The sequence below is a fragment of the Rhodococcus sp. IEGM 1366 genome (assembly GCF_033142425.1).
GTDB classification, from domain to species: Bacteria; Actinomycetota; Actinomycetes; order Mycobacteriales; family Mycobacteriaceae; genus Rhodococcus_F; species Rhodococcus_F globerula.
Genome location: NZ_JAWLRZ010000004.1, coordinates 560,654 through 578,939, shown reverse-complemented (window position 1 = coordinate 578,939; position 18,286 = coordinate 560,654). Strand labels below are relative to the sequence as shown.

The 18,286-nt window shown below is 62.0% G+C and carries 21 protein-coding genes; 6 read left to right on the top strand and 15 right to left on the bottom strand.

The window, feature by feature from the left end:
• The first annotated feature begins 24 nt into the window (after nt 1–24).
• Nucleotides 25–693 (top strand): DUF3105 domain-containing protein, encoded by a 669-nt coding sequence (locus R4P64_RS15410; RefSeq protein ID WP_317821557.1) that lies wholly within the window; start codon nt 25–27, stop codon nt 691–693.
• 42 nt (nt 694–735) lie between these two features.
• Here the strand turns inward: R4P64_RS15410 and R4P64_RS15405 are convergent, their stop codons facing one another.
• The gene (locus R4P64_RS15405) at nt 736–1,203 is read right to left on the bottom strand and encodes a hypothetical protein (RefSeq protein ID WP_033234876.1); all 468 of its coding nucleotides are present in this window, start codon (nt 1,201–1,203) and stop codon (nt 736–738) included.
• A 28-nt stretch (nt 1,204–1,231) separates the two neighbouring features.
• Entirely contained in the window at nt 1,232–1,996 is a 765-nt protein-coding gene (gene dapB / locus R4P64_RS15400; protein ID WP_092808454.1) for a 4-hydroxy-tetrahydrodipicolinate reductase, read from the bottom strand.
• Nucleotides 1,997–2,099: 103 nt separating this feature from the next.
• Between dapB and R4P64_RS15395 the strand changes: the two genes are divergently transcribed.
• Together R4P64_RS15395 and R4P64_RS15390 are read left to right on the top strand one after the other, a co-directional pair.
• Nucleotides 2,100–4,133 carry an ATP-binding cassette domain-containing protein gene (locus tag R4P64_RS15395; RefSeq protein ID WP_317821555.1) on the top strand — a complete coding sequence of 678 codons (2,034 nt, stop codon included), beginning with the start codon at nt 2,100–2,102 and terminating at the stop codon, nt 4,131–4,133.
• Entirely contained in the window at nt 4,130–4,858 is a 729-nt protein-coding gene (locus R4P64_RS15390) for an energy-coupling factor transporter transmembrane component T family protein (RefSeq protein ID WP_092808456.1), read from the top strand. Before R4P64_RS15395 ends, R4P64_RS15390 begins: the two co-directional genes overlap by 4 nt.
• Here the strand turns inward: R4P64_RS15390 and R4P64_RS15385 are convergent.
• Nucleotides 4,855–5,463: a TetR/AcrR family transcriptional regulator gene (locus R4P64_RS15385; protein WP_092808457.1), complete on the bottom strand. Its 609-nt coding sequence runs from the start codon at nt 5,461–5,463 to the stop codon at nt 4,855–4,857. The genes R4P64_RS15390 and R4P64_RS15385 overlap by 4 nt on opposite strands.
• Before the next feature lie 187 nt (nt 5,464–5,650).
• Here R4P64_RS15385 and R4P64_RS15380 point away from each other — a divergent pair, with 187 nt between their 5' ends.
• Both R4P64_RS15380 and R4P64_RS15375 read left to right on the top strand, forming a co-directional pair.
• Entirely contained in the window at nt 5,651–6,610 is a 960-nt protein-coding gene (locus R4P64_RS15380; RefSeq protein ID WP_141485999.1) for a metal-dependent hydrolase, read from the top strand.
• Nucleotides 6,603–7,763, top strand: a complete 1,161-nt coding sequence (locus R4P64_RS15375) for a hypothetical protein (RefSeq protein WP_141486000.1) — start codon at nt 6,603–6,605, stop codon at nt 7,761–7,763. Before R4P64_RS15380 ends, R4P64_RS15375 begins: the two co-directional genes overlap by 8 nt.
• 32 nt (nt 7,764–7,795) lie before the next feature.
• On the opposite strand, the gene R4P64_RS15370 is transcribed toward R4P64_RS15375, so the two are convergent.
• Nucleotides 7,796–8,845: a biotin/lipoate A/B protein ligase family protein gene (locus tag R4P64_RS15370; protein ID WP_317821551.1), complete on the bottom strand. Its 1,050-nt coding sequence runs from the start codon at nt 8,843–8,845 to the stop codon at nt 7,796–7,798.
• Nucleotides 8,846–9,035: 190 nt separating this feature from the next.
• Here R4P64_RS15370 and R4P64_RS15365 point away from each other — a divergent pair, with 190 nt between their 5' ends.
• Nucleotides 9,036–9,191: a hypothetical protein gene (locus R4P64_RS15365; protein ID WP_187328581.1), complete on the top strand. Its 156-nt coding sequence runs from the start codon at nt 9,036–9,038 to the stop codon at nt 9,189–9,191.
• A 15-nt stretch (nt 9,192–9,206) separates the two neighbouring features.
• Here the strand turns inward: R4P64_RS15365 and R4P64_RS15360 are convergent, their stop codons facing one another.
• From R4P64_RS15360 to R4P64_RS15315, 11 genes are read right to left on the bottom strand one after another with little or no spacing between them, the layout of a single operon-like run.
• Complete coding sequence (locus R4P64_RS15360) at nt 9,207–9,959, bottom strand: DUF6390 family protein (RefSeq protein ID WP_033234884.1); 753 nt, start codon at nt 9,957–9,959, stop codon at nt 9,207–9,209.
• Complete coding sequence (gene hypE / locus R4P64_RS15355) at nt 9,959–11,029, bottom strand: hydrogenase expression/formation protein HypE (RefSeq protein WP_045067318.1); 1,071 nt, start codon at nt 11,027–11,029, stop codon at nt 9,959–9,961. Before hypE ends, R4P64_RS15360 begins: the two co-directional genes overlap by 1 nt.
• Nucleotides 11,019–12,131, bottom strand: coding sequence for a hydrogenase formation protein HypD (gene hypD / locus R4P64_RS15350; RefSeq protein WP_141486003.1), 1,113 nt, complete (start codon nt 12,129–12,131; stop codon nt 11,019–11,021). The genes hypE and hypD overlap by 11 nt, the downstream gene beginning before the upstream one ends.
• Nucleotides 12,128–12,427, bottom strand: a complete 300-nt coding sequence (locus R4P64_RS15345; RefSeq protein WP_033234887.1) for a HypC/HybG/HupF family hydrogenase formation chaperone — start codon at nt 12,425–12,427, stop codon at nt 12,128–12,130. Before R4P64_RS15345 ends, hypD begins: the two co-directional genes overlap by 4 nt.
• Before the next feature lie 16 nt (nt 12,428–12,443).
• Entirely contained in the window at nt 12,444–14,744 is a 2,301-nt protein-coding gene (gene hypF, locus R4P64_RS15340; RefSeq protein ID WP_317821545.1) for a carbamoyltransferase HypF, read from the bottom strand.
• Entirely contained in the window at nt 14,741–15,010 is a 270-nt protein-coding gene (locus R4P64_RS15335) for a HypC/HybG/HupF family hydrogenase formation chaperone (protein WP_317821631.1), read from the bottom strand. Before R4P64_RS15335 ends, hypF begins: the two co-directional genes overlap by 4 nt.
• 2 nt (nt 15,011–15,012) lie before the next feature.
• Nucleotides 15,013–15,501 (bottom strand): hydrogenase maturation protease, encoded by a 489-nt coding sequence (locus R4P64_RS15330; RefSeq protein ID WP_033234889.1) that lies wholly within the window; start codon nt 15,499–15,501, stop codon nt 15,013–15,015.
• A gap of 6 nt (nt 15,502–15,507) precedes the next feature.
• Nucleotides 15,508–15,627, bottom strand: a complete 120-nt coding sequence (locus tag R4P64_RS34005; protein ID WP_371851312.1) for a DUF6893 family small protein — start codon at nt 15,625–15,627, stop codon at nt 15,508–15,510.
• Nucleotides 15,624–17,039, bottom strand: coding sequence for a hypothetical protein (locus R4P64_RS15325; RefSeq protein WP_317821542.1), 1,416 nt, complete (start codon nt 17,037–17,039; stop codon nt 15,624–15,626). The genes R4P64_RS34005 and R4P64_RS15325 overlap by 4 nt, the downstream gene beginning before the upstream one ends.
• Nucleotides 17,036–17,674, bottom strand: coding sequence for a DUF6084 family protein (locus R4P64_RS15320; RefSeq protein ID WP_317821540.1), 639 nt, complete (start codon nt 17,672–17,674; stop codon nt 17,036–17,038). The genes R4P64_RS15325 and R4P64_RS15320 overlap by 4 nt, the downstream gene beginning before the upstream one ends.
• Nucleotides 17,671–18,273 carry a DUF5947 family protein gene (locus R4P64_RS15315; RefSeq protein ID WP_084702856.1) on the bottom strand — a complete coding sequence of 201 codons (603 nt, stop codon included), beginning with the start codon at nt 18,271–18,273 and terminating at the stop codon, nt 17,671–17,673. Before R4P64_RS15315 ends, R4P64_RS15320 begins: the two co-directional genes overlap by 4 nt.
• Between the last annotated feature and the right edge of the window lie 13 nt (nt 18,274–18,286).

Sequence of the window (18,286 nt, the reverse complement as noted above, 5' to 3'; positions counted from 1 at the left end):
CCGCGGGACCGCTATCATCGCGGGGTGAATACACGAATTCGGATGAGCGGTGCTGCCATTGCACTGGTATGCACCGTTGCCCTCGGGGCAGCGGGCTGCACCCACGCAGTCACTGGCACGCCGCTCCCCGATGCGTTTGTTCCGAGCGCCGACAACCCTGATCCGTCGGAAGCGATCGACGGGGTTGTGTATGTCGAATACCCAACGGCACTTCACGTCCAGCCCAATGAGCGTGTGGCATACACACATTCACCACCGTTCGGCGGGCGGCACGACGGGGTGTGGGCTAAATGCACCGGAATTGTGTATCCACAGGCGATCCGAACAGAAAATGCCGTTCATTCACTCGAACACGGTGCGGTCTGGATCACGTACAACCCTGACCTTGTTTCAGCCGGCGACGTCGAGCTCCTCGCTGAAAAGGTCAGCGGAAACAGCCATATGCTGATGTCACCGTATCCAACGCTCGACGCCCCGATCTCGTTGCAGTCGTGGGGACATCAACTCGAGCTCGACCAAGCATCCGACATCCGAATCGATCAGTTCATCTCGGCGCTTCGACTCAATCCCGCAACGTATCCCGAAGTGGGAGCGACGTGTTCGATTCCGCCGTTGAGCTTCGACCCGGACAACCCGCCGCCGTTCGACCCCACCACTCCGGATCCGGCGTCCCCCACCACCGTTCCGGAGTAGACGGGTCTACTTGCCGCGCTCGCGGTTCCGGAGTAGACGGGTCTACTTGCCGCGCTCGCGTCGTTCCAATTCCACTGCCCGGCGCATGGTTTCGCGGGCACGGCTTCGGTCACCCGCGTAGTCGTAGGCGCGGGCAAGACGGAAGTTCTGCTTCCAGTTGTCGGGATCAGCTTCCCAGTCAACTTTGACCGTCGCGAACAACTCGTCGGCTGCTGCGCGCTCGATCCGGCCCGACGGCAATTTCGGGAGCGTCGACGCGTCGACGGCCAAGCCTTCGTCGTGGATCTGCTGAGCCAGGCGCTGATGGGTGAATCCCGCTCGCAATGTTGCGATCACCAGCCACAGTCCCAGGAACGGCAGGATGAGCACACCGATTCCCAGGCCGATGGCCACGCCGCCGCCGTCTTGGATGAGCTGAATTCCGCGTTGGCCCAGCAGCACGAAGTACACCGCCAAGGCAATACAGATCGCCGTGATCAAGATGAGCGTGCGGGTGGTTTTGTTGTTCATGTTCTTGGTACTCACAGGCCCGTAGTGCTCACAAATCCAGGAACGAATCGATACCGACGGTAAGGCCGGGGCGAGACGCGATCTGGCGAACGCCGAGCAGGACGCCCGGTGCAAAGGAGTTTCGGTCGATGGAATCGTGACGGATGGTGAGCGTCTCGCCCTGCGTGCCCAGAATGACCTCCTGGTGCGCGACCATCCCGGCCATGCGCACCGAATGCACGCGCACACCGTCTACATCGGCGCCGCGGGCACCGTCGAGTTCAGTGGTCGTGGCGTCAGGACTGGGACCGACACCAGCTTCGGCGCGCGCCGCGGCGATCATCGCCGCAGTGCGGTACGCGGTGCCGGACGGCGCGTCAGCCTTATGGGGATGGTGCAGTTCGATAACTTCGACGGAATCGAAGAACCGAGCTGCGGCAGCCGCGAAGCGCATAGACAGCACAGCACCGATCGCGAAGTTCGGGGCGATCAGGACGCCTGTGGTGGGCTGGGCGTCGACCCACGACTGCACCGCAGCCAGCCGACTCTCGTCGAAACCTGTGGTGCCGACCACGGCGTGAATGCGATTGGCTACGAGAAACTCCAGGTTTCCCATCACGACATCGGGATGTGTGAAGTCGACCACGACCTGAGTGCGGGTGTCGACAAACGTCTCGATCGGATCGCCGGTATCTACCTGCGCAACCAGTTCCAGATCAGCGGCAGCCTCGACTGCTGCGCAGATTGCCTGGCCGACCTTGCCCTTGGCTCCCAGAACCCCAACCCTGATGGGTGCTGCACTCACGTCTTCCACGCTCCGTCCGATGCATTGTTGTGGGGTAAAGCCTACGCAACCGGGCAGATGGGCTCACCATCAGTGCAACAGGAGTTTCGTCACGACTGGCACACTGGAGTTGGTGAGCAACCGCCCAGAAATTCAGCCAACCGGCAACTTGCGTCCACTCGAGGTGGCGACCGGTGCCGTGATGGCCGGATTCACGGTCGCTCTTTCCGTCATCGCGACAGTTATTCCTCTGGCGAGTGCTCTCCACCTTGTTGCGGCCGTTCCGATGGGGATCGTTGCTCAGCGGTTCAGAATCCGCGCTGTGGTCGCCTCCGGGGTTGCGGCCACCGCAGTCGCGTTTGTTGCCGCCGGCTCCGGTTCTGCCTCAGCCGTTGCGCTGTGCGCCCTACTGGGCGGAATTATCGGCAACGTAAAAAGGCGGGGGCGCGGATTCTTTTCCGCGCTACTGGCGTCGTTCGTTGTCGGGCCGATTCTGGCCCTGTTCTCGATAGTTCTGCTGCTCATTCTCTCGCCGCTACGAAATCTGTTGTTGGATTCACTCGACAACACGGCTCGCGGCGTCGCGGAAATTCTCAGAAGATTTCCGTACTTCATCGGGATCGCGGATGCGATCGAAAGCAGTATCGGAGCCATCATCGATTACTGGTGGCTCTGGATCGCCGCATCCGCGACGCTGGGCATCATCATCAGCACCGTCGTCTCCTACTTCGTTCTCGGCGCAGTTCTCGATCGGTTGGCCGCGCTTCCCACGGTGGATCCGCTGGCCACGACGCCCGACGACCGGTCGATCAACCCGTTGCCGTTGACGCTCGAACACGTCGGCTTCACCTACCCGGGTTCTTCGTCGCCGGCGTTGACGGATATCAACTTCTCGATCGACCGCGGCGAATTTGTCACCGTCGTCGGGCACAACGGTTCCGGAAAATCGACCTTGACGCGCCTTCTCGCCGGCCGGGCACCGTCCACCGGACTCCTGGTTCGACCTGGCGCTGCGGGACTCGGACATCGCGACGGTACGGCGGTGGTTTTGCAGCGACCCGAAAGCCAGATCCTCGGAACGCGCGTCGCCGACGACGTGGTGTGGGGCCTGCAACCCGAGCATGTTCCGGACATCGAGGCGCTCTTGACCGAAGTCGGGCTGGGCGGAATGGCGATGCGTGAAACGTCGTCACTCTCGGGTGGCGAGATGCAACGCCTTGCTGTCGCCGCTGCCCTCGCGCGTCGTCCCGCGTTGCTCATCGCCGACGAAGCCACCGCGATGGTCGATCGCACCGGACGAGAAGAACTGGTGGAGCTGCTCACAGCTCTCCCCCGTCGGCACAATATGGCCGTTGTTCTTGTCACCCATCATCAGGCAGACACCCGCCAAGCAGACCGGGTTATCCAGCTCGAGAACGGCCGGCAGATCGAACATGAGCCGGGCTGGATGGTCGGCACCGGAGCGCCGACAGTTCCCACCTACTGGCCGCGCAGCACCAAAGCCCTGCTCGAAATCAAGAACCTCTCGCACACCTACAACAATCGGACTCCGTGGTCGCGCACCGCGTTGTCCGACGTCAATCTGACCATCGGCTCAGGTGACGGCGTACTGGTCCTGGGCGGCAACGGCTCCGGAAAATCCACACTGGCCTGGATCATGGCCGGCTTGACGGTACCCACGTCGGGCACGGCGTTGTTCGACGGCAAACCGATTGCCCGGCAGGTGGGTTCGGTGGGCTTGACCTTCCAACACTCGCGGCTGCAACTGCAACGTCGAACCGTCTCCGAAGACATCGAGGCCGCCGGTGGGCCCGAAATCGGGTCGACGCAGGTTTCCTGGGCACTCGACGCTGTCGGACTTGATCGTCGCATTGCCAGCCGCAGCATCGATCAACTCAGTGGCGGGCAGATGCGCAGAGTGGTGCTCGCCGGTCTGCTCGTCCGACAGCCCCAGATGCTCATCCTCGACGAACCCCTCGCAGGCCTCGACCCACCCGGGCGAGCGGCCATCATGAATGTCCTGACCTGGATCAGGCGCAACGGCACCGCACTGGTCGTGATTTCCCATGACGTCGACGGCATGGATGGCGTGTGCAGCAGGACAATTCATCTCGCTGACGGTGTCCTGACCGAAAGTCCCGTCACACTGGAAGAGACCCGGCGATGACCACACTCCTGCGCGAAGTTCCCACCACCTCACCGATCCACCGACTATGGGCCGGCACGAAGATCATTGCCGTGGTTCTCATCAGCCTTGTCATGGTGATCGCGCCGTCGTGGCCGTCCATTGCCGTGATCACCGGACTGCTCGTCATTACTGCCGCGATCGGCCACATTCCACCGACGGCAATCCCGCGCCCACCGTGGTGGATATGGCTGCTACTGCTGGGCGGCGCCCTGGTCAATCTCCCGATCGGTCTCGACGCCGTGTACCTCTACCTTCGGGCAGTCACCTTCGGAATCATATTGCTGTGCGCGTCACTGATGTTGGCCTGGACCACCTCGATGAGCGACGTCGCACCCGCACTGGCGACACTCGGACGTCCGCTGCGGTTCCTACGAATCCCGGTGGACGAGTGGGCAACAGCCGCGGCGCTCTGCATTCGCTCACTCCCCCTCCTGATCGAGGAAATGCTCACGCTGGCCGCGGCTCGCCGACTCCGGCCGAAAGGCGTGGTGCACAGCGCGTCCGACAACACGATTATCGATCTGATCACCACCACGATGTCGGTGGCGATCCGGAGATCCGCCGAAATGGGTGAAGCCATCTCCGCACGCGGCGGAACGGGATTGATCGCCGCCTATCCGAAGCGTCCGCGTCGAGCTGACCTGCTGGCGATCATCGTTGTCGTTCTTTCCTGCGCCGGAGCGATCGTACTGACCGTGATCTAGGGCTGTGGTTGTGCAGTGATCCCAGCGCCCATCCAACGGCGCAGGTATTGCCGTAGTTCGTCGTCGCTCCGAGGTGGATTACCGGGGGATATGAAAAACGACTGCATCGTGCGCAGGACGTATTCGACGAGTTCCCGAAGAGCAGCGTCGTCGTAGCCGTACTTCTTCCAATCGACGTCGAAGCGGTTGATCATCGCAATTCCGAAGGCCTGAGCCTCATCCGATGTGAGACCGTCGGGGTGAAGGTTCGAGTACGTTCCCGTCAGCAAGATGCCAAGATGTGGGATTCTGCGGACTTCGGTCAGTGTGTAGACAACGCCTTCGGTCATCGCGTCGACGGGATCTTCGATGCCGCTCACATGGGCAGTGAGCCGATCTAGAAATCCGGCGACCGATGCGATTGCCGCTGCGCGCATCAGGGCGTCGGAGTTGGGAAAGTACCGATACACCGTCTGACGGATCACGCCCAGCGACTCCGCGATATCGGCGATGCTGATTGCCGAGCCCGTTCGCCCGATCAAATCGACTGCCGCGGTGACGATTCGACGAGTTGCGTCGTCATCGTCGACTGGCGGATTTCCGCCCCACCCACGTCTTCGCGCCACTGCCTGTATTCCTCACTCGAATCGAGAAACCCAGGCTAACACTGCCAGTCGACACCAATTCTGTGCGCATGACGGAATTGTGACCATACACAAACGCTAATCTGTGTATGGTCACATTCAGAGCGTGGCTATCGGGGCATCCGGGCAGCCACCTACCCGACCGTCCGGAAAGACGAGGTTTCGAGAAGTGACTGATCTACACGTGCGAAAGATGAATTTTGCTTTCGAGGACTACGACGTCCCCTTCCTGTGGAACGAGGAGAATCCGGCCTTCTCGAGCATGGCCAATGCCGTCTCTTTCCTGGCCATCGGTTTCGAGAAGATGATCGTCAAGCTCATCATGCAAACCAAACCGCTGTTGACGGATCGCGCAGTTGCCGAGGAAGCCGACGCGTTCATGCGCCAAGAGGGACAGCATTCCTCGGCACATCGCCAACACGTCAAGGGCTTGATCAGGCGATATCCCGGCCTGCAGGAAACTCTCGACGACGTGGTCGGCGAGTTCGACAAACTCACTGCAGAAACGTCGGTGAACTACCGACTGGCATACACCGCCGACCTCGAAGCAACCTTCACCTCGGTGTTCAAGCTGATGCTCGACAACGAATCTGCACTTTTCCGCCCCGGCGACGACAGGGTTGCGTCGCTGTTCATCTGGCACTTCGTCGAGGAAGTCGAACACCGAAGTTCCGCCCTCATCATCTTCGACTCCGTCGTCGGCAGCGACCTCTATCGGATGCGCATGGCACCGTCAATTTTCCGGCACGTCATGAAAGTGATCAGGCTGGCCTCCCTGGGCTTCAACAAGCATGTGCCGCGCGAAGATCGGCAGGTCGACGCGATGGCCATGTTCGCGTCGTATCGCAACATGCAGTTTCTTCGCAAGCGTTTACCCGGGCTCGAGGCGCAGGACAACGGTCCGATGTCTCGCGCGTTCGACGTATTGCCGCTCGGCGAGCAACTCACCGCGCTGCGGGGAGTTATCCGCAGCCAACTGCCCAAGCACAACCCCGCCACCGAGAACTTGCCCGCACTGGCCGACGTGTGGTTCGAACGTTTCGAAGCCGGATACGACGTAACCCGCTGGTATACAGCTGAATCGAACAGCACAGGATCGAAGAGCACAGGGCGGTCGAACAATGGCTGACCTCTGTTCCCCCACTTTCGATCAACTCGCCACGGAACTCGGCTTCTCCTGCGCAGAAGCGGGTGGGTTGGTCGAAATCCGCAATCCCTTCGGGCTGGAGAACTGGACTCTGCCGGTTCTCGAGTGGACCATCATCATCGGCTCGGTGCTCGCTCTGGTTCTCGCGATCGTGCGCTTGCGGCGAAACGGCGATCCCACCAATCTCGTACTCTGGTTCGGCGCCACCGCCTATCTGTTCATCATCGAACCGCCGCTGTACTTTCCCGCGGCCTTCGGCATCGAGAAGCACGTGGATACGATGTTCGCGCACAACGTGTTCACCGTCGATTTCCTGTGGGGCAGACTCCCCCTCTACATCATCGCGATCTATCCGCTGATGGCAACGCTGGCCTTCGAAATCGTCAAGATGCTGGGCGTTTTCCGTCGGTACGGTGTGCTCGCCGGCGCAGTCTGCGTGGGCTTCGTTCACCACGCGTTCTACGAGATCTTCGACCATCTCGGACCGCAGCTTCGGTGGTGGGAATGGTCGACAGCCAACCCGATCAACCAACCGATGTTCGACGCCGTCCCACTGCCGAGCGTTGTTGTGTTCGCAGCCTTGTGGCCGATGTCGCTGGCATTCTGCGTCCAGTTCTTCGTTGGCCGCCACGTCGACGACGGCCAACACTTCACCGGGCTCCAATTGGTTTGGCGCACAATCGTCATCGGCGTCCTGGCCTCAGTGGGCACGTTCATCCTGCCGTTGCCCGCGACAGTCTTCGGCGCGGGCAGCGACACGGTCCGAGGAGTGCTCTACGCAGCGGAGCTGGTGATCCTCTCGGTTGTCGCGATAACACTGCTGATCCGCCAGTGGACCCGGTTGCGTACGCAGCCGTCTGACGCGCCCCCGTACACCAACAGGTTTGTCCAGTACTACAGCGTGGTGTACCTGTGCATCATGGCCGTTCTCTGGGCCAGCGCCCTACCCGATTTCTTCGGTGCCGTCGACGGTTCGACCAGCAACGGAGACCCGATCGGGAATCTCTGGTACACGCTGGCGTGCTTCGTCGTCGCAATACTCTGTGTCGCTGCAACATTCACCGTGACGCGTCGCAGTGCAGCAGCAGGCGACTCTCCGTCCACCGAAGAGCAACCCGCTCCTCACACCGCATAACTTGGTTGAAAACAGCTCGAGGTGGACGCACCCTACGGCACGCGGTGCGTCCACTTCTCGGTGCTGAACTTGGTCTCCACCAGCTCACGCGCCTGCGCCAACTCTGCCTCGGTGTAGGTACTGGTGCGGGTGTCGTGCTGCGATCGGAAGTAATTCTCGAACGCTGTCAGGATCGCGGCGCGTGTCATTCCGGTCTGAGAGCGGAGCGGGTCCACTCGTTTGGCCGCGCTCTTGGTTCCCTTGTCGGACATCTTCTCTCGGCCGATTCGCAGAACCTGCGTCATCTTCTCCGCGTCGATGTCGTAGGCCATCGTCACGTGATGAACGACTGTGCCGTCGGCGAACCGCTTCTGGGCTGCGCCGGCGATCTTGCCCTTGTCCGAGGCGATGTCGTTGAGCGGTACGTAGCGCGCGGTGATTCCGACTTCGGCAAGCGCGCCCATCACCCACTGGTCCAGGAAGGCGTACGACCGTTCGAAACTCAGCCCCTCCACCAACGACGCGGGTACCACCAACGAATACGTGATGCAGTTACCCGGTTCCATGAACATCGCACCGCCGCCTGAGATCCGGCGCACAACACCGATACCGTGGCGCGCAGCAGCTTCCGAGTCGACTTCATTGCGTACGGATTGGAACGAGCCGATCACGACCAGCGGCGAATCCCAGTCCCAGAAACGCAAAGTGGCCGGACGCTCACCGGACACCACCTCGCGCGCGATGACCTCGTCCAGCGCAACGTGCATCGCGGGATCGAGGACCGCCGGCGAAATGACGTCGAATGTGTGGTCCGCCCAGCTGGTGGCATGACCGAGCGCGCGGCGAATCGCGATGCCGACCGACTCCGCAGTGAACCCGATCATCGACACAGACTCGTCGAGCGTCGCGATGATGGCGTCCGCCAGCTGTTCCACGTTGGCATCGGCCGGCATACCCGTCAGCGCTCCGTTGATGTCATCCAGCGCGCTGTCCGGCTCGAGGAAAAAATCGCCGGAAACCGCTACGTCGGACAGCTGCCCGTCCTCGACCTCGACATCGACTGCAACGAGCTTGCCACCAGGAACCTTGTACTCTCCGCGCATGTGTTCAGCCTATCCCCGCGGGATCGCCCGTCGGCGCGCGCCGTCGGAGCAGAGGGCAGAGTCACACATCGGATGCCCGGTGAGACAAAGCACCCCACCTGGTCGTGCCACCCGCCGAGCGAAATGATGCCCAGGGTGCGATCATTAGCCCATTCGGCTCGAATCCTGACGAGCCACAACGGAGGTGCACATGAAGGTCCCGGCGTTCCACTCGACGGTTCCTTCCGATCTCGACGTCTACCACGACAACGAGAGCTGCATCCTTGCCGCGCGCATCGACCCTTCGGATCGAAGTGACGGCGTCGACGGTCGCCCGTGGTGCACTGCCTGTGCATCGTTGGACTAGCACCGCCTGACGCGCCTACATTCTGCGCTCCCGCAGTCGCAGGTTGACGATCTCGAGTGCCGCCTCTTCGGCGTGATCCAAGGCCTCGGCTTGCTTCACCGAAATGCTGTCGCACAGCCAATCCCAGTGCAGCGCTACCACGTTCCCTCGCACCGGAGCGGGAGCAAGTGGAATGCCGTCGACGTTCCACCGCACGTGTTCGATCGCCTTCGGACCGCGGGTCAGTCGGTTACCGTCGAACGCGAGCGGCGAGGACTCCACCTCGGCATACTCGTCACCTACTTCACGTACTTCGCCCCACCTGATTCGGCAGTTCTGGAGGATGGACAGTGGCACCGCACCGTGCTTCCGCAGAAGGCGCACCCACGGATACACGGCAAGAACGTGGAAACTGTGATGCGCAAGAGCGCGATCTCGGCGATCCAGATCTGGGAGCAACCCTCCGTCGTTGCGCGTCCCGAATTCATGCCGTAGGTGCGCCACCAACTCTTCCGAGTTCACCGAATCCAGCAGCGACCCACCCAACCAGTAAGCCTCGATCACGCGTGGGTCGAGTGGGTCGTCCACGCCCGATGCCCGGGCCAGTGCCTCGAGATACGGCCACGCACCGTCGAACTGTTGCGCTCGGCCTCGGTCCTGCTCTGTCACCGTTCCGGCCGCCTGACGCAAGAGCGCCGACGGATCGTCGGCTCCGCAATACCCCAATTCGTTCGGCGGATATGCGTACCTCGCAAACAGAGCCGGGCCGCTAACGTGAACGCCGGTCATCAACAGATCCGCGGAAGCTGTTCACCAGCAGGGAGATCCACTACCCGATTGCCACCAAGCGCGGTTCGGGCAACCACCATTCCGGAGTGCGCGCTCACGCACTCCCCGATCACCGTTGCCCCCCTTCCCAACGGGTGTCCACGCATGGCATCGAGCACGAGATCGACGTCGGTGGGTGCGACAAACGCAACCAATTTGCCTTCGTTGGCCACGTACAGCGGATCCAGACCCAACAATCCACAGGCATCCCGAACGGCGTCGGGAATCGGCAGGTTCCGTTCCACGATCGCAACGCCGACATTCGACGCCTGGGCAATCTCGTTGAGCGTCGCTGCAACTCCGCCGCGAGTCGGGTCACGAAGGACGTGGATGTCCGCGCCGGTGGCGATCATGTCCGCAACCAGGCCGTTCAGTGCGGCGCAGTCGCTGCGCACCTCGGTTCCGAACTCCAGACCCTCCCGGCAACTCATCACCGCCACGCCGTGAACTCCGATGTCACCACTGACGATCACGGCATCACCGACCTCGGCCCGGTTCGGCCGTATGTCGACACCAGCTGGCACGATGCCGATGCCCGCAGTGTTCACGAAGACTCCGTCGCCGTGACCGGCGTCGACCACCTTGGTGTCGCCGGTCACCAGACGCACTCCGGCTGAGCGAGCCGCGTCGCCAAGCGTGGCCGCCACCGTGGCTATGTCGGCGAGCGGTGTCCCCTCCTCGAGAATGAAGGCGGTCGACATGGCCAGTGGTTGCGCGCCGGCCATGGCAAGATCGTTGACCGTGCCGTTCACGGCCAGATCGCCGATGTTTCCACCCGGAAACACCATCGGTTTGACCACGTATGAGTCCGTCGAGAACGCCACCCGAACGCCGCCGATGTCGAGCACCGCGGAGTCGCCGAGTTCCGCGTCGGCCGCGTCGCCGAATGCGGGCAGGAACAAGTGCTCGATCAGCTCGGCGGACATCGCGCCACCACCGCCGTGTCCCATGACGATGTTCGGCGAATCACGGAGCGGCAGCGGGCAGACCCACGCCCCAGGGTCCACCACCGCACTGTTGTCAGCTCCCATGACCCGCCTCCTGCAGTTCCAAGCGTCGGTACAGGTAGTAGGCGGCGCACGCACCTTCGGACGAGACCATGGTGGCCCCCAACGGATTACGCGGCGTGCACTCCTTCCCGAAGGCAGCGCACTCGTTCGGCTTGATCAAGCCTTGGAGAACTTCTCCGGAACGGCACACCGATGACTCGTCGGTGTGAATGTCGGTTACCGAGAATCTTTGTTCCGCATCGAATTCCGCATACTTCGGCGCCAACTGCCAACCGCTGTCCGGGATGGGACCGATACCGCGCCACGTCCGGTCGGATACTACGAACACATCGTCGAGCATCGCCTTGGCTGCCACATTTCCCTGGGCCGTCACAGCCCGGGCATAGGCGTTCTCCACCTCGTGCCTGCCGGTTTCCAACTGCAGCACGGTCTTTCTGATGCCCTCGAGCAAATCGAGGGGTTCGAACCCCGTGACGACGATAGGCACCCGGTACTTCTCTGCCAGAGCGGGGTACTCCGATGTTCCCATCACACTGCACACGTGACCTGCGGCGAGAAACGCCTGCACCCGACACTCCGGGGAGTCCATGATCGCCGCCATCGCGGGCGGGACGAGCACGTGGGAGACAAGTAACGAGAAGTTCTTGATGCCGAGTCGGTACGCCTGATACACAGTCATCGCGTTTGCGGGCGCAGTGGTTTCGAACCCGATCCCGAAGAACACGACCTCCCGGTCCGGATTCTCCTTCGCGATGGTCAGCGCGTCGAGCGGCGAATAGACCACGCGCACATCACCACCAGCACTCTTGATCCGAAAGAGGTCGGACGCACTACCTGGTACTCGCAACATGTCACCGAACGAGCAGAAGATCACGTCCGGGCGGGCGGCGATCTCGAGCGCTTTGTCGATGATCTCGAGCGGCGTCACACAGACCGGGCACCCCGGCCCGTGAATCATCTCGATCTGCTCGGGCAGCAATTGGTCAATTCCGTGGCGGATGATCGAATGCGTCTGGCCACCACAGACTTCCATGATCGCCCATCGGCGGGTAGCGAGTGTGCGAATCTGATCGAGTAATTTACCGGCCAACTCGGGGTCGGAGAATTCGTCCAGATACTTCATGATTGATTCTCCTTCTGATCGACTCCCAGAGCCTTGGCTGCGCGAGCAAATCCGTCGCCGAACTCCTCGTCGAGCACGCCGAGGTGCTCGAACTCCGCAAGTGTGCGTTGTGCTGATTCCTCGTCGAGCCTCTGAATCGCGAACCCGACGTGAACAACGACGTACTCTCCGACCGCGGCGCCCGGAATGTACTCGAGGCACACCTCTTTGCGGACTCCCCCGAAGTTGACGACGGACATCGTGGTTCCGTCACGATCCTCGAGCGATTCGATACGTCCCGGTACGGCTAAACACATGGCTACCCTCCTGACTTCATCGCGAACTCCCGACCAGCACTTGGCCGTACGCAAGACCACCGTCGTTCGGCGGTAACTCGTGGTGCGTCAGCGGGCGGAATCCAGCGTCTGACAGCAGTACCCGCGCCCGCGCCAGGAGTAACGGATTCTGGAAGACACCGCCACTCAAGGCAACGTCGTCGACGCCGGCTGCGGCGCGCGCTGCCTGCGCCCAGGTCACTACCAAACGCGCAACACTCTCGTGGAAGCGCGCACCGATCACACCTGCCGACACACCGTTCCGTAAGTCGTCAACCACGGAACGTATGACCGGACCGGGATCGGCGATCCACGACCCGCCGGCATCTTCGCGTTCACCGAACACGTAGTACTCACTGCCGCAGTCGATTCCCCGGGATATACCTTCCAATTCGATTGCTGCCTGAGCCTCGTACTCCACACTTTGGCGGACACCGGCAAGTGCGGCAACGGCATCGAAAAGCCGCCCCATACTGGAAGTCTCCACACAGCCGAATCCCGTCTCCAGCTGATGACCGAGGACGGAGCGTTCACGAGCCGAACACGCTGCAACTGGTGGAAGCTCACTGTCCCAGCCGATTCCCGCCGAACGCAGGTGCGACATCGCCATGCGGTACGGACGTTCCACGCCGGCGTCACCGCCCGGCAGCGCTACGTACCCGAGATGCGCTAGACGACGGAGACCTTTGTACGTGGCGAGCAGCATCTCCCCGCCCCACACCGCTCCGTCCGCTCCGTAGCCCGTTCCGTCGAAGGCCATTCCGATAACAGGTTCGGAGCCGTCACAGCCGTTCTCACCCATCACCGCAGCGATATGCGCGTGATGATGTCCCACAGTGCGCACCGGCCGTCCCGCCGCATGCCTTCTGGCCCACGCCGACGAGTGGTACCGGGGATGTTCGTCGCACACAACCTGACTCGGGGTGACGCCGGTAATCGATTCGAAGTGTGTCCGGGCCGCCGCGAACCCGTCCAACACGGCGACATCACCCATGTCTCCGATATGTTGACTCGGCCAGGCGGACGTTCCGTCGGCAATCACGAAGGTGTTCTTCAGATCTGCGCCCACCGCCAGAATCGGTGCGACGTCCAATGGCAGTTCGATCGGCAAAGGTGCATATCCGCGGGAACGGCGAAGCATCACTCGGCGGCCGTCGACTACACGCTGGACGGAATCGTCGCACGGCACCCGAATCGGGCGATCGTGGGTCAGGACACTGTCTGCGAGCGCGGACACTCTTTCCAGATCAGTGCCGCGGAACAGGATTGGTTCACCACCGAGGTTCGCCGACGTCATCACCAGCGCTGTCGGCCCAGCCGCATCACCGGGAAGACCGAGCAGGAGGTTCTGGATCGGGTTGTACGCCAGCATAATTCCGATATCCGGGATTCCCGGCGCGACCGAAGGCGCAAGGTCGTACTTCGACGCCTTGTCCACCAACACGATCGGACGCGAGCATTCGGTCAGCGCCCGCGACTGCGTCTCGTTGACCCGTCCCACCGCGTACGCACCGTTGATATCTCGCACCATCACGGCAAGCGGCTTACCGCGGCGGCGCTTACGAGCTCGTAGTTCCTGTACTGCCGACTCGTTTCGGGCATCACACGCCAGGTGATACCCCCCGATGCCTTTGACTGCAACAATCTTGCCGTCGCGCAAAAACTCTCGCGCCCGGTGTACGGCATTTTCGCCGTTCACGGGCACGGCAGCAGCATCTGCGTCTGTATCGACGAAGGTCAGGGTCGGGCCACACTGCGGACACGCAATCGGCTGCGCATGAAAGCGACGATTACGTGGATCGGCGTACTCGGCCGCGCATTCCGAGCACATCGGAAACCCGCGCATCGTTGTCGCTGCCCGGTCGTACGGAAGTTCCTCGATGATCGTGAACCGTGGACCACAGTTGGTGCACGTGATGAACGGATGCCGATACCGCCTGTTCCCCGGGTCGGCCATCTCGCGCAGGCAATCGTCGCAGGTCGCAACATCAGGCGGTGCCAACGTCCGCCCTGCAGTCGTCGTGTCCGTGTCCACGATCCGAAACCCGGCCCGCCCACACGCCTGAGCAGGCACGCACTCCACCGAGTCGATCCTGGCCAACGGCGGCTGGCGCACCCGCAGTACTGTCGCGAACTCCGCGAGCGATAGATCCTCGCCTTCGAGGTCGATCACCACTCCTCGCGGCGAGTTGCCCACCGTGCCCGTCAGCCCCAATTCGGTTGCGAGTGAATACACGAATGGTCTGAATCCGACTCCCTGCACCACCCCCTGAACATGAAGTCGGATGGCGGTGATCATGGCTCGCCCCCGCCCTCGCCCTCGGTCGCGGGACGCGATCGACCCATCAGCTCCAAACCCGCAAGCGCCTCGGCAGCGCCGGTCGCGTCCACCTTCTCGACGGCAAAGCCCATATGGATGACAACCCAGTCACCAGCGCCGACTGTATTCTCATCGAGCATCCCGATATTCACCTTGCGCGCCGCACCTTCCACATCGACGAGCGCCAGTTGTCCGCCGTATCCGTCGAGCAGCGCCACGACGCGTCCAGGGATACCCAGGCACATGGTCATGCCCCCTGATCAGCGGTTGCGGCGTCCGCCGCCATCGACCTGACAAGGCCCATGACAACTGACGCGGCGCCGCTCACGGCAGCCTGAACCTGTGGTGTCAATCCCATCCCCTCGTCCACCGATTCGACGTGCGCACCAACGACAAACGTTCGCGGCGCTGTTCCACCGAGCGCCCGCAGACTGGAGAACACGGAGTTCGGATCCAACGAATGCGCGTCGAACCTTGCCGTGCTGTCATCCCTTTCGGCCTCCAGCTCGAATACCTCGACCGCGCCGGGTTTCCCGCTCGGCGGCAGCGCGTCGATCAGCACCAAGGCCTCCCACGATTCCAGAAGGTCGTAGGCCAGGTGCACCCCTCGAATTCCGTAGTCCACCAACTGCACTCCCGCCGGCAGTTGCTCCTGTTGCAGCACCCGCACGACTTCGGGCCCGAACCCGTCGTCGCCGAGAAAGATATTCCCGACACCCGCAACCAGAACGCGCATGCGTGACTACATCTTTCGCATCCGTAGATACCGTTGAATATCCGGCATCGACACCACCAACACGACGGCCGCAGCGATCGCTGTTGCGCCGAGAAGTACCGTCGACAGCATTCCCATGCCCCTCATTGTGTGTTCTCCTCTCGATTGCTCTGCGTCTGCGCTCCGGGCACCGGTTCCACCTCGTCCGGAGCAAAATACAGATAGCGGCCGTACCAGTTGTGCAGGTCGGCCGCGGGATCGTCGAGCAGCGTCACCCCTACGTGAATGTCGCCGTCCACGTCTTCGTGGATGGTGGCAACGCGAGCGAGCTTGCCGTCGAAAAACAGGTCCTGAGCGTCGGCCCGCCGCGACGGATGCACGCGTACGGTGCTTCCCCCGGCTATCCGCACACCGCCCACCAAGATGCCGTCGATTCGCGGCGACACCCTCGTATCGGCCTCGGGCGACCACCAGTCGACACCGTCTGGCACTTCGGGAAGCATGGGAGCCGAGTTTCCCTGCCCGTCTTCCTGCCCGGCATGAGGATCACGAAGCACTCCGTGAAGGTCGGCAAACCCTTCGGGTGTCAGGGCCTCACAACGATCGATGATCTCGGCGGCTTTCGGATCTGTCGCCCGCGCCTGCGCTTTCTCCTCGTCCGTCATCGTCAGAATGCGCAGCGACAGGATCTCGTCGATTTCGGTGGAATCGAACAGCGATCCTTCACTTTGCCCCGCGATCACGGGAAAGTCGTACAGAATGATCGGCGATACCAGAACTGTGGTCGATCGGTCCGGCAACGCTGGATTCGGGGTACCGGCCAACACCGGATAGCACCGATCTTGAATCAACGGGTATTCGTGTGTCTGCTCGTCATTCACGCTGAAAAGCGAGATGAACGACGGCGTATCGCACTGCATGATCACATGCGCCCCGAGCATGGAATACGCCGGCGCCGAATGCTTGTCGACGGCCACGATCGCGGTGGTGTTTCGAACATCCATCGACAGCACAACCTGATCAGGCCTCCCCGACACAGCCCGAAGATCAACGAGTCCGGACAGCGCAGCCCGGGTGCGCACAATCCGACCGATAGATGCGCCGGTCGCATCCAGGATCGATTCGATCTCCGAAAAGGCCGGAGCCTCGAAAGCCAGGCTTCGCCCTTCGCCGAGGTCCGTGAGCCGGTGCGGACCCGACTCGATCTCACATTCACTTGCTTCGTCCCACGAAATCCATTCGTGGTCACCGGAAGTCACGTGATGCACTGATTCCCAGCCGTCCGGATCGATACGTCGTTGGACAGTTCGGCGCTGAAGGTGGAGAAACCGCAACGTGAAACGCAGATCGCCGGCATCTGCGGCCACGACGGCTTGGGCCGACATCCCTGATTGCTCACCGACACCCAACTCTGATGCCCCCGGTGGACCGAGCACACCGAACTGCCAGCGGGACTGGTTCTTTCCCGAGTTCGCCCGGTACGGGTAGAGCAGGTACCCCTCGTACAGGATCGCGTCGGCTACGGCTCGAACGTCATGGTCGACACCCGCGTGTGTCATCGCGGCACCTCGATCCCCGCCAAGAGCGCGCCGACCGTGGATTCCAAGTCGGTGTAACCGTGTGTGGCTTTGAACCGGGTGAGTTCGGCAATGGTGTCATGATCGAGGCGTACCCAACCCGAACCCGGGTAATGCGTCTCGATCATGTGCTTCCACGTGGCCACCGGCATCTCGTACGACGCCGATCTGTCCCACGGAATTTGCTCGACCGAGAATCCGCGACTGCCGTCGGTGAAGACGGTGCCGCTCAGTAGCACGACTACCGGCACCGTGCCGTCCTGCAGGGCATGCATGTACTTGGATGCGGTCACCGCGACGTCGTACGTACACGGCATAGGAAGATCGGCGACCGTGACTCCTGAGAACCCCTGGACCACCGTCGAGCATTCCATCCAGAGGAAGGTTCGTAGCGTACTCGACCAACGTTCACGCCGACCGAACAAATCGAGCAGCGCGTCTTCTTCAGATGCGGAGTACGGCCGTCGGTGTGGTTCGATCCGAACCTGTGCTCGCACGGCCAGCGCCCGGACAGGTGTTCCGGTGGACTCCGAAATCTTCAGTTTCACTACGAGATTGGGGGTCACCGCGTACGGGTCGACCATGATGTCCACGACGGAGAACTCCAAGGCGGTCATCGCGACCGTTCCTCGACTCTGTGGAAGAACTCCGCGATCTCGGTGTGCGCATCCTGGCCGCCGTCGAAACCGCGCCACACCTTCCGCAATCGCCCTACCAACTCGTAACAGGCGTCGATCGGCACAATGAAACATCGGGGAGCCACCTCGCCCGGAACAACGTGAACGATCAGGGCTTCGACATCGGCTCGCATCGTGCTCGTTCGCGGATTCTCCCGCAGCACCGCCTCGAAAGCATCGATGGGTAGCTCGGATTCCGTGGCCCCCGCCGGACCGGGATAAAACGCGATGAATTTGTCCAACACGGAATTGCGGAAGAAGAACGCCAGATTCACCGGAATTTCCAGCGATTCCCATCGACCAGGGCCCAACTCGAAATCGTCGAGCTCCTCGTATCGATCCGGAACTGCCTTGTACCGCAGATCAGCGTCCACCGGGGCAAAAAGCAGGTAACACGGTCGACAGACGCACATCAGGGCGCGCACCGAGACATCGACGACGTGCTGATGGTCCTCGCCGATGCCGACCGCGCACATCTCGCATCGCGGACCGGTTGGTACCGATCGCGCCGACGCTATTCTCGTGAGAACCTCTCCCACAGTGGATTTTGCC